12 protein-coding genes and 1 pseudogene are annotated in these 11,539 nt (G+C 58.6%); 6 read left to right on the top strand and 7 right to left on the bottom strand.

What is annotated here, in order from left to right; genetic code table 11:
- The coding region (locus BF95_RS23000) for a transposase (protein WP_043154813.1) at window positions 1–204 on the bottom strand (204 nt) is incomplete at its 3' end.
- Between the two features lie 116 nt (window positions 205–320).
- Here BF95_RS23000 and BF95_RS22995 point away from each other — a divergent pair.
- Window positions 321–914, top strand: a complete 594-nt coding sequence (locus BF95_RS22995; RefSeq protein WP_037476113.1) for an alpha-ketoglutarate-dependent dioxygenase AlkB — start codon at window positions 321–323, stop codon at window positions 912–914.
- 10 nt (window positions 915–924) lie between these two features.
- Here BF95_RS22995 and BF95_RS22990 read toward each other — a convergent pair whose 3' ends face one another.
- Window positions 925–1,137: a DUF6961 family protein gene (locus BF95_RS22990; protein ID WP_037476111.1), complete on the bottom strand. Its 213-nt coding sequence runs from the start codon at window positions 1,135–1,137 to the stop codon at window positions 925–927.
- A 325-nt stretch (window positions 1,138–1,462) separates the two neighbouring features.
- On the opposite strand from BF95_RS22990, the gene BF95_RS22985 reads away from it, so the two are divergent.
- Window positions 1,463–2,008, top strand: coding sequence for an RNA polymerase sigma factor (locus BF95_RS22985; RefSeq protein WP_076605507.1), 546 nt, complete (start codon window positions 1,463–1,465; stop codon window positions 2,006–2,008).
- Window position 2,009: 1 nt separating this feature from the next.
- On the top strand, window positions 2,010–3,059 hold the full coding sequence (locus BF95_RS22980; RefSeq protein ID WP_043154811.1) for a FecR family protein: 1,050 nt from the start codon (window positions 2,010–2,012) through the stop codon (window positions 3,057–3,059).
- A gap of 26 nt (window positions 3,060–3,085) precedes the next feature.
- Here BF95_RS22980 and BF95_RS29865 read toward each other — a convergent pair whose 3' ends face one another.
- Complete coding sequence (locus BF95_RS29865) at window positions 3,086–3,370, bottom strand: hypothetical protein (RefSeq protein WP_235209959.1); 285 nt, start codon at window positions 3,368–3,370, stop codon at window positions 3,086–3,088.
- On the opposite strand from BF95_RS29865, the pseudogene BF95_RS31260 reads away from it, so the two are divergent.
- From BF95_RS31260 to BF95_RS22970, 3 genes and pseudogenes are all read left to right on the top strand, one after another.
- Window positions 3,302–3,871: pseudogene (locus BF95_RS31260) on the top strand (TonB-dependent receptor plug domain-containing protein); the annotation flags it as partial. The gene BF95_RS29865 and the pseudogene BF95_RS31260 sit on opposite strands and share 69 nt — an antisense overlap.
- A complete protein-coding gene (locus BF95_RS22975; protein ID WP_235209958.1) occupies window positions 3,872–5,707 on the top strand; it encodes a TonB-dependent receptor plug domain-containing protein in 1,836 nt (611 codons plus the stop codon). It begins immediately after the preceding pseudogene.
- Window positions 5,708–5,784: 77 nt separating this feature from the next.
- Window positions 5,785–7,863, top strand: coding sequence for an Atxe2 family lasso peptide isopeptidase (locus BF95_RS22970; RefSeq protein WP_327195514.1), 2,079 nt, complete (start codon window positions 5,785–5,787; stop codon window positions 7,861–7,863).
- Here BF95_RS22970 and BF95_RS22965 read toward each other — a convergent pair.
- From BF95_RS22965 to BF95_RS22955, 4 genes are all read right to left on the bottom strand, one after another.
- Window positions 7,799–9,526, bottom strand: a complete 1,728-nt coding sequence (locus BF95_RS22965; protein WP_043154807.1) for an asparagine synthase-related protein — start codon at window positions 9,524–9,526, stop codon at window positions 7,799–7,801. The genes BF95_RS22970 and BF95_RS22965 overlap by 65 nt on opposite strands.
- Complete coding sequence (locus BF95_RS22960) at window positions 9,523–10,188, bottom strand: lasso peptide biosynthesis B2 protein (protein ID WP_043154804.1); 666 nt, start codon at window positions 10,186–10,188, stop codon at window positions 9,523–9,525. The genes BF95_RS22965 and BF95_RS22960 overlap by 4 nt, the downstream gene beginning before the upstream one ends.
- 67 nt (window positions 10,189–10,255) lie before the next feature.
- Window positions 10,256–10,387 carry a benenodin family lasso peptide gene (locus BF95_RS27665; protein WP_161774400.1) on the bottom strand — a complete coding sequence of 44 codons (132 nt, stop codon included), beginning with the start codon at window positions 10,385–10,387 and terminating at the stop codon, window positions 10,256–10,258.
- Window positions 10,388–10,547: 160 nt separating this feature from the next.
- Window positions 10,548–11,198, bottom strand: coding sequence for a GntR family transcriptional regulator (locus BF95_RS22955; protein ID WP_051520203.1), 651 nt, complete (start codon window positions 11,196–11,198; stop codon window positions 10,548–10,550).
- Window positions 11,199–11,539: the final 341 nt, after the last annotated feature.

The following is an 11,539-nucleotide window of genomic DNA, read 5'->3' as shown; positions in this document are numbered from 1 at the left end:
CGCAGGGTCGCGCGGGTCGGCGATGCAGGCGGCAAGGCGCTTGCAGATACCCATCTCCCGCTCGGCCTGGGCCAGCAGCACTACACCACCGTCCGAGGTCAGTCGCCCTCCGTCGAAGGCGCCCGTCACCTTCTTGCGCAACACCGCTGGAAACGAAATCACCGCCGCGCTATCGTGGCTCTCGGCGGGTGTGGCCTGTGGCATTTTTTGCCTCGCTGCAGGTTGGTCTAGACATCCAATTTCCTACAGCAAGCCAAAGGCTTACGCCACTCCCGCCAACCCTCAAAGCCCCACCGCTGAATAAGACGGGCTAGACGTTGATGGCCAGCCTGTTCCCCGACCTGTTTGAGACTCCGAAAATCCCGGGCTTGTCCTATCGGGAAGACCTTATCTCCCGCGATGAAGAGTTGAGGCTGATCGACGGGATCGACGCATCCGCGCTCGAGCCGTTTCGTTTCCAGGGTTGGCTCGGCAAGCGCCTGACCAGTTCCTATGGCTGGCGCTACGACTTCGACGACGCACGCTTCGGACCTACAGATCCCATGCCGGATTGGCTGCTACCTGTGCGTGCAAAAGCCGCTGTCTTTGTCGGCCTTGAGCCCGCCAGCCTAGCCCAGGCGCTCCTCATCCGCTACGATCTTGGTGCCGGCATAGGCTGGCACCGTGATCGCCCGGTCTTCGACCATGTCGTCGGCATTTCGCTGGGCGTGTCGGCCCCCTTGCGTTTTCGGCGGCGCAACGCCAGCGGGTTCGATCGCGTCACCATTCCGCTCGCGCCGCGTTCGGTCTATCACCTTCATGGCGAAGCGCGGTACCAATGGGAACATAGCATAGCCGAAATGGGAGAGACCCGCTGGTCGATCACCTTCCGTACGCTCGCTGAGAAACTGACGGGCCGGAACATGATCAGATAGCTGCCCTCCTTCAATGCGCCATGGTGCCCGCATCGAGAAGCTGGTCCAAGCGCGTCGCAACGTCGAGCCACCGCGCAACACCGGCCTGATCACCCGCCAGCGCCAGCGTTCTTACTCTTTCTGCAATAAAGTCGCTCGTGTTCGCGCCATGCTGCCGTTCGACCGCCAGCGCTTCGGCCCAGCCTGGATCATGCTCGAGAGAATCGAAGCAATGCAGGATCAACGCTCAGCAGTACCACGGCCCAGCGTACCCATCAGGAATAACTATTCGTCTTGACCTCTTGATCTGCAGACTGGGCCGCGGCATCATAGGTCGGCAGGGGGGATTTTGCTGACGGCCCCGCTGTAGGATTATCCTGTCAGGCATAACTGACGCCCCTCTGATTTTTGGGGCGGTCGGAGCGACGGCCCGCCATCGCTTGAGACACACCTAGCTCAATCGCCCCCGGGATTCTCGGGACCGATTCTGTCGGCCTGTTGGCCAAGCTCGCGTGTTACGTCCTCTCCCCATCAATCGATCCCAGACGGATCGCGCTCAACCGCTTCCTATGCCCGACAAGCATCCAGGCGGCTCCCTATCTGTCGCAAAAGACAGCGCATACACGGCGATTCTAAGTGATACTTACAGCACAGAAGCTCCGGGCCTCATCCGCTATTTCAAGCAACGCATGCGGGATGACGAGGACGCCAACGATCTCATGCAGGAAGCATTTGCCAGGCTTGCAGCCCATATGCGTACGAAGATACTCGTTCATCCAGCGTCCTATCTGCAACGCATAGCCCGCAATCTTCTCGTGGATCGAATGCGCAGTGCGAGACGTGCGGCCGCGACCATAGGGCCGACGCTGGATGAACTACCCGAAATCGGCGCTGCCCCGGAGCAAAGCTTCGGAATCGAAAGGCAGGATGTCATGCGTCTCTACAAGGCGGCCGTCGATGGTCTCCCCGACCAGACCCGGCAAGTCTTCCTCATGCATCGGGTAGAGAATCTGACCTATCGAGAAATCGGTGAAAAGCTTAGAATCGCGGTCCCTACCGTTCAATATCATCTGGGCCGCGCACTGGCGCGTATCGCACAAGCTCTGGACGACTGACATGCTCGATGAACAAGAGAAGCGCTCCGCCATGCGCGAAGAAGCCGCATCCTGGTTCGCCGCGATGCAGGGTCCAGATGCCCAAAACCGCGACCAGGAATTCAAGGCATGGCTTGCCGCAGATCCAGACCACCGAATTGCCTACGCGCGGATCGCGGAAGTCTACAGCATGGGAAAGTCGCTGGTGTCGCCGACCAAAGCCGAAGCAGACGCTGCGCCGACGCACCGCCGACATGTGGTGGCTCTTGCGGCGGCGGTCGCTGTGATCCTGCTTTCCTTCTCTGCCATCGTCTGGATGCCAGCTGGCAATGAAGGCCAAAAGAACGGACCCGCAATAGTCGCCGACGCTGGGCAACATACCGCCGAATTCGCAAGTAGAGTCGGACAGATCCGTAAGGTTCAGCTTGCAGACGGATCAGAGATTACACTCGACACGGACAGCATCGTATCGATGCAATTTACGCCAAGTTCAAGGTTGCTCCGCCTCGAGCAGGGCAAGGCTCGGTTCGAAGTGGCCCATGATAAGAGGCCGTTCATCGTTTCTGTCGGCAATGCCATCGTGACCGCTCACGGAACAGTTTTTGATGTCGGCTTCCGCTCGGACCAAACATATTTCGTCCGCCTCCTGCGCGGATCGGTGGACGTCGCGCGAGCCGACCATGTTGTTGGACACGATGTTACCAGCAAACCGAGATTGCTACGCCCCGGGCAGGTGGTCGAAGCTGGGAAATTTGGCGTGCGCGACCTACCAGCATCCTTCGCTCCGGCTGCAGGGGAAAGCTGGACCTCGAAAATGAGGCAGTTCGATGATGTAAGGGTGGGCGATCTCATCAATGAGGCAAATCGCTACTCGCGTCTCCAGATCAGGCAGCCAATCGCGGCCATCGCTGATCTGCGGGCGTCAGGCACATTTGCGATCGACGAACCTCGAAGGCTGGCCTCCAACCTCAGCCTTCTCTTTGGCTTGAAGATTGCGGAAACGCCTGACAACTCCATAACCCTGACGCCATCCGACACAAAAATTTCACAGAGCGAGGCCGAAGCCCCATAAATTCACATCCGGCAACGTGGAGCCAGTCAGAGCATCAAAAAACGATGCGAAGACAAGGGGCCCTCATGCGGAAAATCATTTACAATCTCGCCAACATCATCGCCATCGCGAGTGCAGTCGGCTTCGCCACCGCCTCGCCGAGACTGCTGGCCGACACGCAGACGGATCAGACCTTTCATATCGAGGCGCAAAATCTCGCCGATGCGTTGCGAGCCCTGGGAACCCAGCTCGGACGCGAAGTCATGTTTCAGCCGGCACAAGTGGAAGGTCGGATGTCGCCCAAGCTGGATGGCCGCTTCGCTCCTGAGCAAGCGCTACGACTGCTCCTCAAGGGCACGGGTCTGCGTGCCATTGAAAATGGCGGCAGCTTTGTGATTGTGGGAAGTCCGACCTCGCAGCGATCGCCGGAGGATGGCGATGCGCCATCCACGACACTCCTCGTGACAGGCTCCCGCATCAAGGGTGCGAACATCGCGGCGCCCGTGATCGAAGTATCGCAAAAGGAAATGCGCCGGTCGGGACAGAATGATCTGGGCGAAGTCATTCGATCCCTGCCGCAAAGCTTCAGCGGCGGACAGAACCCCTCGGTCGCACCGGGCAACGTCGGGATCGCGAACCAGAACCTCTCCGGCGGTTCTACGGCGAACCTCCGCGGCCTCGGCGGCGACGCCACCCTGACCCTGCTCAACGGCCACCGGCTCTCTTACGGATCGGCGGTCCAGGCAGTCGACATCAGCGCGATACCCGTTTCGGTCGTGAGCCGCATGGAGGTCATACCTGATGGCGCTTCAGCCATTTATGGATCCGACGCCGTGGGCGGCGTCGTCAACATCATCCTGAAGCGAGACTATGAGGGTTATTCGACCTCGGCGCGATGGGGCGCGGCAACGGACGGCGGCGATGTCGAGCAGCAATATAATGCCACTGCCGGTATCCGCTGGAACTCTGGCGGACTCATCTTGGCCTATGACTTCCTGAAGGGCAGCGACATAACCGCGCGCGATCGCAGCTACACCGACTATATGCCGGACACAGCCACCCTGCTGCCCGAGCGCGAAAATCACAGCGTCATTCTCAGCGGACACCAGGCTATCGGCCCGAATCTCGAATTTGCGGTCGATGCACTTTTCAATCGCCGCGAGATATCCTCAATGCTCGCGCTCGACGCTCGTTCGGGCTATCTCAACACGCCAGTCAACAAGAGCTTCGCGTTGGCCCCATCACTGGCCTGGAGGATCAATCCCGACTGGACGGTGAACCTGAGCGGCCTTTATGGCCGGGACCGCACTGATTACGATCAACGCTATTACTCGAACGGCGCTGTCGCGAGCAGGGCCTATGGTTGCTATTGCAATGTTGCGCGATCGGTAGAGTTGGGCGCGGAAGGCAAGCTTCTTAGTCTGCCGGCGGGAGACGTCCGCCTGGCAGTCGGCGGCGGTTACCGATATAATAGTTTCGAGGATACAAATGCATCTGGCAGCCGTTCCAACGGGGGTGGCAGCATCGATAGCAGCTACGCCTTCGGCGAGCTTAACGTCCCCCTCATATCGCCCGAACAAGACTTGAGCTGGGCCTATCGGATTTCGATTAATGGAGCCCTGCGCTACGAGCGCTATCCCGGCATCGACGAAGTCGCCACGCCCAAGCTCGGCCTCATATATGCACCGACCCGCGTTTTTGATCTCAAGGCTTCTTGGGGCAAATCGTTCAAGGCGCCCACGCTGTTGCAGCAATATCAGATGCGCTACGTCACCCTGCGCGCGGCGTCCGCCTATGGCGGATCCCAATTCCCAAGCGGCTCGGTCGCCATGATGAGCCAAGGCGGCAATCCCGATCTGAAGCCTGAAAGGGCGGAAACCTGGACGATCACCCTTGGTGCGCATCCTAGCGCGATCCCGGGCCTTCAGTTGGACGCTTCCTATTTCAACATCCGTTACAAAAACCGGATTATCCAGCCCATCTCTGGGGTCAATCAATATTCCGCGTTAAGCAATCCCATCTTCGGGGACTATGTGATCTACGCCCCGGACGCGGCTACGCAGGCTGCTCTCATCGCATCGACCAATGGGCAGCTGAATAATTACAGCGGGGCGCCCTATGATCCATCGTCCGTCGTCGCCATTGCCTTCAACAATTTCATCAACGGCACTGAGCAGAAGATTCACGGCTTCGATCTGAGCGGGCGGTATAGCCTTCCAATAGGCGCATGGGGCGAACTGAATGTGGGCGGCAACGGGTCTTGGCTTAAATCGACCGAACAGATCAACGAGAACGCTCCGGTTACCCGCCTCGCCGGCATCATCTACAATCCACCCAAATTCCGGGGCCGGTTTAACATAAGCTGGACCAAGGGCAGCTTCACGCTGGCAGGCTATGTCAACCATTCGGGGCGGCTGCGCGATACGCGCTCCACAAGTGAGAATGACGTCAAATCGCAAACCACGTTCGATCTGAACGCGCTTCTCACCCTGCCAGCCGACACCCCGCTTGGTGCATGGGATTTTGCACTCAGCGCTCGCAACCTGTTCAATGCCCGGCCTCCCTATGCTGCACCAAGCGGAGGCAACAGCTTCTACGTCAACTATGATTCAACCAACTATTCTCCCATCGGTCGCTTCGTAAGCCTGAGCGTCACAAAGCATTGGTGACAGTGATGACCAGAGCATTTGCCAGGCCGACTACTTCCAATCCGTCCGGTGCTGCCAGGGCCCTGATATGCGCCGCCATGCCCTTGTTCATGGCGACGCATGCCTTCGCCCAACCCCGAAGCAACCCCGTAACGGAGGGAGGGAGCACCCCATGTTCTCTCCCGATCCATTGGACCAGTAACCGGGCTTTCAGGGACATCACTGCGGAAGCCCTGATCGGCTTACGCGATTTTGGCGGCGTTTCGTTGGATGGCGCACCGATACAACTGTCCCCGGACGGCGACATGATTGCGCTTCAGCTTCGCCAGGCGAACCCGGCGTCTAACCGCTTCTGCTCGGCGCTCGTCTTGGTTCCAACAGATGGCCGTACCCCAGCGCGTGTGATCGACGACGCGGGCGACATCGAGCGCGCAAGCTTCGACAAATATGGTCTGGTCGGCATACCGCTCGGCATTCCCAAGCCTCCCTTGGTCCGCTGGCATCCTGACGGCCGGTATCTCGCCTATGTCAAACAGCGTAGCGGGAAGGCAGAAATCTGGATCATCAAGCCCGACGGAACAGACCGTCATATGCTCATTCAGTCCGAGGTCGATGTCGAAGCACTGGAATGGTCAGAAACTGGCGACGCGCTCCTATTTCGCAGCCGTCCCGGCCTTGTGGAGGCAAGAGATGAAATCACGCGAGAAGGCCTGAACGGCTTTCGCTACGACGACCGCTTCTGGCCGCTGGGCAGCAATCAGCCCCTGCCCACAAACCAAATTCCATCGGTCGTCCAAGCGCTTGATATGGGCAGCGCTAGCGTCCGGCCGGCGAGACAGGAAGAAATCACGCAAATAGTGTCCCCGGCCGGGGCACGGCTCGCGGGAGCGAGAGCCCATGCTCGGTTCGATGCCGATCATGTCGCCTGGTCCATCGCCGACGATCCCGCAAAATTTCGGCAGCCAGCGCGTCTGCACGTTCGTGTCGGCGCGAGGACATTCGAATGCCTGGCCATTGCCTGCCGGAACGTTACCGACTCCTGGTGGCTGCCTGGCGGCAAGCAGCTGATATTTGCCACGCGCGAAGGCGCATTGGACGAGAAGACCGGGTTTTACCGCTGGATTCCTGGAAGCAGTCGCCCGCGCAGGATCCTGCTCACTGACGACGCGCTGTTTGGCTGTGGAGTAAGAGACACACAGCTCATCTGCGCTCGCGAGGCCTCCCTTCGGCCCCGACATATTGTCTCGATCAACGTAGCGACCGGCTCCCTCGATACGATTTTCGATCCCAATCCAGAATTCGCGCAATTTCGGCTTGGTAGAGTCCAGCGCCTGGCGTGGAAGAACAGCTTCGGGATAGAGGCTTTTGGCGACCTCGTCCTTCCGGCCGGCGTTAGGCCGGGAACGCGGTTGCCACTGGTTATCGTCCAGTATGAATCACGAGGCTTTCTGCGCGGCGGAACGGCGGACGAATATCCGATACAGCTTCTCGCATCACATGGGTTTGCGGTTCTCAGCTTCAACAAGCCCAGGGCCTATGCGCTGCACGGGCCTGCCGTCACCTATGAAAAATATCTTAAGGCGAACCAGAAAGACTGGATCGATCGCCGGAGCATATTGTCTTCGCTTGAGACCATTATCGATCGTCTCGAACAAAGCGGCTTGGTGGATCCGGGCCGGGTTGCAATCACCGGCCAGAGCGATGGTGCGACGACAGCGACCTTCGCGCTGATCCATTCCAACAAGTTCGCCGCCGCAGCCCTGAGCACATGCTGCGAAGATGCGAGCATGATGGTCGGCAACGGCGAAGGATATCGGCGGTGGTATGGAAGCTTGGGCTATCCCCTGCCCGGCAGTCGGGCGGATGCCTTCTGGTCGCAATCCTCATTGGCTATGCATGCAGATAAGCGGCCGATCCCTATCCTCATTCAGGCTTCGGAAGAGGAGTATCGAATGGCGCTCAACACGTTTGAAGTGCTGCGCGCCAAACGATGGCCCGTTGAGATGTACATATTCCCAGACGAAGGGCATGTGAAATTCCAGCCCGCGCACCGTCTTGCGGTGTATCGACGTGTGCTCGATTGGTTGCGACGCGCCCTGAACGCGTCGGCCGTTAACGGGCGCTTCGCCCCGCCAGCCACGCCTCCGCATCCACAAAAAGCGCGAGACGGCTCATGACCTCCGGACGCAATTTCTCCGGTCTGCTCAGGGCATCGAGGCATGCCGCACGATCCAGAAGGCCTTGGGCCGCGAGTTGGCCATCCGCGAGCATGGACCTGGTGACACCGATGTTACGCATGAAGCCCGCTTCGAAAAGCTGGCCGAATGATCCTTTTGTCCGGCGCGCTATGATTTCATCTGGCAACATTCGGCGGAAAGCCTCACGCACGAGCGACCGATCAACGCCTTTGTCCGACCAGCGCCAAACCGGGATGGAAAGGCAATATTCCATCAGTGGTTGGGAGAGCAGCGGATAAATAGTGGGGCGCCCGCCGATGTTGAGAAACTCGGTGAAATGAATGGCCTCCAGCGTCGCCGCGATATGTTGACGCTTTCCCGGACGCCGCTTGCCGCCGCGCTCGATCCACGGATGAACGGGCAAGGCGTCGGCATTCTGCTCGCCTAGAAATCGCACGTCCACCCTGTGGGCAAACGGGCGATGCGCAAAGACCCCGTGTCTGATTGATCGCACCAATATCTGCCACATGTCGCAGCCGGTCATCCGCGTCAGGTTGGATATGGTTGACCGATATTTCGCCCCGAAGCCGGTATCCAGTAGACAGTCGGTCGCGGGATAGGAAGAGTGGATGAAGGCGAAGAGATTGTCACCGCCTCCCCCGCTGAAATGGGCGTCCGCTAAGCAGGCGTCGGCGACGTCGGCGGAGGCTCTGTCGATTGCCTGCGTGAAAGCGCTCGATAACGGTCTCGGCTTGGCCGAGGCCAGCGATCTGCTGTAATCAATGTCATGAACCTTGAGCAATACTTGATGGAGGGGGAAACCGTACATGCCAGCGACCGCCGCCGCATAGCTTCTCTCATCTCCCCTCCCTGTGCCAAAGACGGCATTCAAACAGTTCACATCCGACTTGTGTGCCCTGAGCGACGCAGCAATGACCGAGGAATCCAGACCTCCAGACAGACCCAGTAAAGGGCGAGGAAAGCGCCGCGCCCAGGCGGTAGTTGCATTTTCGATCTCGCGCTTCAGTCGATCCGCAATAGCCTCGACAGGCTTTTCGATCAGATTTGCTTCAATCTGCGGAATCCACCTTGGCTTGCATGTCAGCCTATCAGCCGACCATGTGACGCACAAACCCGGCAAAAGCTCAGACACGCTGTGAAGACAGGTATCGTTCGTTCGTACCATGGGATTGCGCAGATGCCTTGCCAGGATGGACCAGTCGGGATCGGGCACCCCAGTCTCAACGAACAGCCGATCTGCGTCATGCGCGACGTGAAGCTGACCGATATCCTGGCGATAATAGCATGGGACTTGGCCAGACGGATCTCGGACCAGTTCAACATGTCCAGTCGGGGCATGGTGAAGGACAGCGACATACCGCCCCCAATAGTCCACGAGCAGCGCCTGGATCGGATCCTGCTCCCGTAGAATCTGCGAGAAATCGCTCGGCGACACAATTTGATTTGCGGTCCTGTCGAATAGATTGCCCAATAACAGCAAATGGCGGCCGCGATCGTCGACGGCTTCATAGCGATCAAGGTCGCTGGACACGCTCCTCAGGGAGACCGGCGTCTCTGCCTTCCCCACCCCACTCTCCACGGGACCAGGAAAACTCGAAGCCGCAGGCCGAATGTCGATCGCGAAAGAATAGAAGCTGCTCATTTGATGCCTCTGATCACCGTATAAGGGGCGATGCCCTCCAGCGTGTCGTTCAGCACGATGTCGTCGACCTGAAGCCAGCAATGCGCCGAGAATGGATGAAGCCTCACCCCGACAATCATGTCGGTATCCACGCCATAACACGCCAGAAAATATTTGAGTGCTCGTGTGCGGCTAACGCAGTTCAGCCGGAGCGGCAGCAGCCGCTCCGCGTACGACATGGCCTCAAGCAGATCACCAAGACGGCCTCGGCCAGAAACGTTCGCCCCCAATTTCCACCAGCGCGCTTCAAGCCCGAACGCGAACAATGCCTTCGGGCGATATATCTGCTTGAAACGCGTGGCGAGCAAAATAGCCATCGCCCGCACCAAGGTTTGTCGGCGGACCGAGACGTCCGGCAGAAGAGGCGCGTCACGCGCTGGCAACTGAATATTTGGCAACGCCCGGCCTGTTGCGTCCGCAACGCCGATGACCAATATCCCGGCGTCTATGAAATAGCGCAAAGCCGGTTTCGCCTCGGGGCTATGATCCTCGATGAGGCAATCTGAAAAGGCGGCAGTCTTTGCAGGACTCAGAGCAAAATAGCGATCGGCCGTGAGATCGAGGAAGACGGCCTGCCCTTCGGTCACACAATAGGCAAGGCCCGGCCGCAGCATGACCAGCATGGGGCAAAGCTCCCGTAAAATTCTTGAATATGACCCGGCGCGCTGAAACGCGCGCCGGGTCGACCGATTATTCGTCGAGAATGCCGGTCTGCTGCTGACCAGCGGGATTGTCCTGATCGACCAGGCCAATGCCCTGCGTTTCGGCGCTCGCGCCGCCCAGATCGATCATGTCACCTTCGATATTTTCCAGATGTTCCATAACAACCTCCATCTTCAAAAAAGCTACCAAGTGGCAGCGACGAGAAGTTTAGGTGGCAGCTCAACATATTGGCGATCTTATAAGCTCTCAATATGCGCGCTAATCTGTTGGTGGCTGGCCTGCGCGAACAAGCTGTACTGCATATTTGGGAAATCTAATTTCATTTCGGCGTGTTAAAACTGGATATATTCGATAGGATCTGATGAGCGACAATCGAAGCCCGCCTTATTCTGCGTCGGTGATAGGCCCAGATTGCCTCCCGGACGGCCGCATCGCGACCGATCTCTGTCAGGTTCCAGATCGACAGCAGTTCTTCTTGGACGTTGTCGAAGACAAGCGGCTCGTGGAGTCTCGCGATAGCCAATCTGTCACCTGCCATGATGATTGCGCGTGCATGGACCGCATTTTTGGGTCGGCTTCCGATAAAGGAAAACAGGCTATTGGCCGCATCACGTAATTCGCGGGGATGAAAGGGCCCATGCCGGTCGAGCGCCTTGATAGGTTCGAGATCACCTTGGAATGGCGCCTTGGCCTTGAGCGCATGTCGCACCAGATATCCGTGCCAGGTGTAGAGATCCCGCAGCATATCGGCAGTAACAGGCGGCACAACAAAACCGCCGCCCTGGTTCGATACCAGGATTTGCTCACCAACGAGTTGGTGGGCGCTATCGCGTACGGGTGATATACTGACACCATAATGATCGGCGAGCGCCTGCACGACAAGCGGCGCGCCTGGTCTCAATATACCGTCCAGAATATCCTGCTTGAGCCGCCGGTAAATGCGATCGGCGGTGATCGGTTCGGCAGACATTGCGCGACAAGCCCTTATTCCTGATCGCCCGCATCTGTAAAAAAGGAGGCTCTGCGCCTGCTGATCGTGCTGGACGAATGTTCATAAATGAGAGCGATGCAGCGATCCTCCAGCTCGGACAGGTCCTCGTCGAGAAGCAGTTCCTGGGGGGATCGACATTTTTCGCTCCATGAGAAGAAGCGGGATCATGATATGAGCCGTCGATAGCCCCAGCCGGTGTGCACATGCCAAATGCTCGTCCAGCTTGGATTTTGGGTTGCCCGCCTCAATCTCCCGCAACCATCTAACACTAACCCCGGCGGCGCGTGCCAGCTGGGGCTGAGTGATCCGGTCACGTCGGC

The sequence above is a fragment of the Sphingobium sp. Ant17 genome (assembly GCF_000588875.1).
In the GTDB taxonomy this organism is placed as follows: domain Bacteria; phylum Pseudomonadota; class Alphaproteobacteria; order Sphingomonadales; family Sphingomonadaceae; genus Sphingobium.
This window is presented reverse-complemented; position numbering and strand designations above follow the sequence as displayed.

What these genes read in the sequence shown, in the direction of transcription:
- BF95_RS22965 (WP_043154807.1), bottom strand. Translation starts at nt 9,526, where the DNA reads ATGAGCAGCTTCTATTCTTTCGCGATCGACATTCGGCCTGCGGCTTCG.
- BF95_RS22955 (WP_051520203.1), bottom strand. Translation starts at nt 11,198, where the DNA reads ATGTCTGCCGAACCGATCACCGCCGATCGCATTTACCGGCGGCTCAAG.
- BF95_RS22970 (WP_327195514.1), top strand. Translation starts at nt 5,785, where the DNA reads ATGCCCTTGTTCATGGCGACGCATGCCTTCGCCCAACCCCGAAGCAAC.
- BF95_RS27665 (WP_161774400.1), bottom strand. Translation starts at nt 10,387, where the DNA reads ATGGAACATCTGGAAAATATCGAAGGTGACATGATCGATCTGGGCGGC.
- BF95_RS22985 (WP_076605507.1), top strand. Translation starts at nt 1,463, where the DNA reads ATGCCCGACAAGCATCCAGGCGGCTCCCTATCTGTCGCAAAAGACAGC.
- BF95_RS22995 (WP_037476113.1), top strand. Translation starts at nt 321, where the DNA reads ATGGCCAGCCTGTTCCCCGACCTGTTTGAGACTCCGAAAATCCCGGGC.
- BF95_RS22980 (WP_043154811.1), top strand. Translation starts at nt 2,010, where the DNA reads ATGCTCGATGAACAAGAGAAGCGCTCCGCCATGCGCGAAGAAGCCGCA.
- BF95_RS22960 (WP_043154804.1), bottom strand. Translation starts at nt 10,188, where the DNA reads ATGCTGGTCATGCTGCGGCCGGGCCTTGCCTATTGTGTGACCGAAGGG.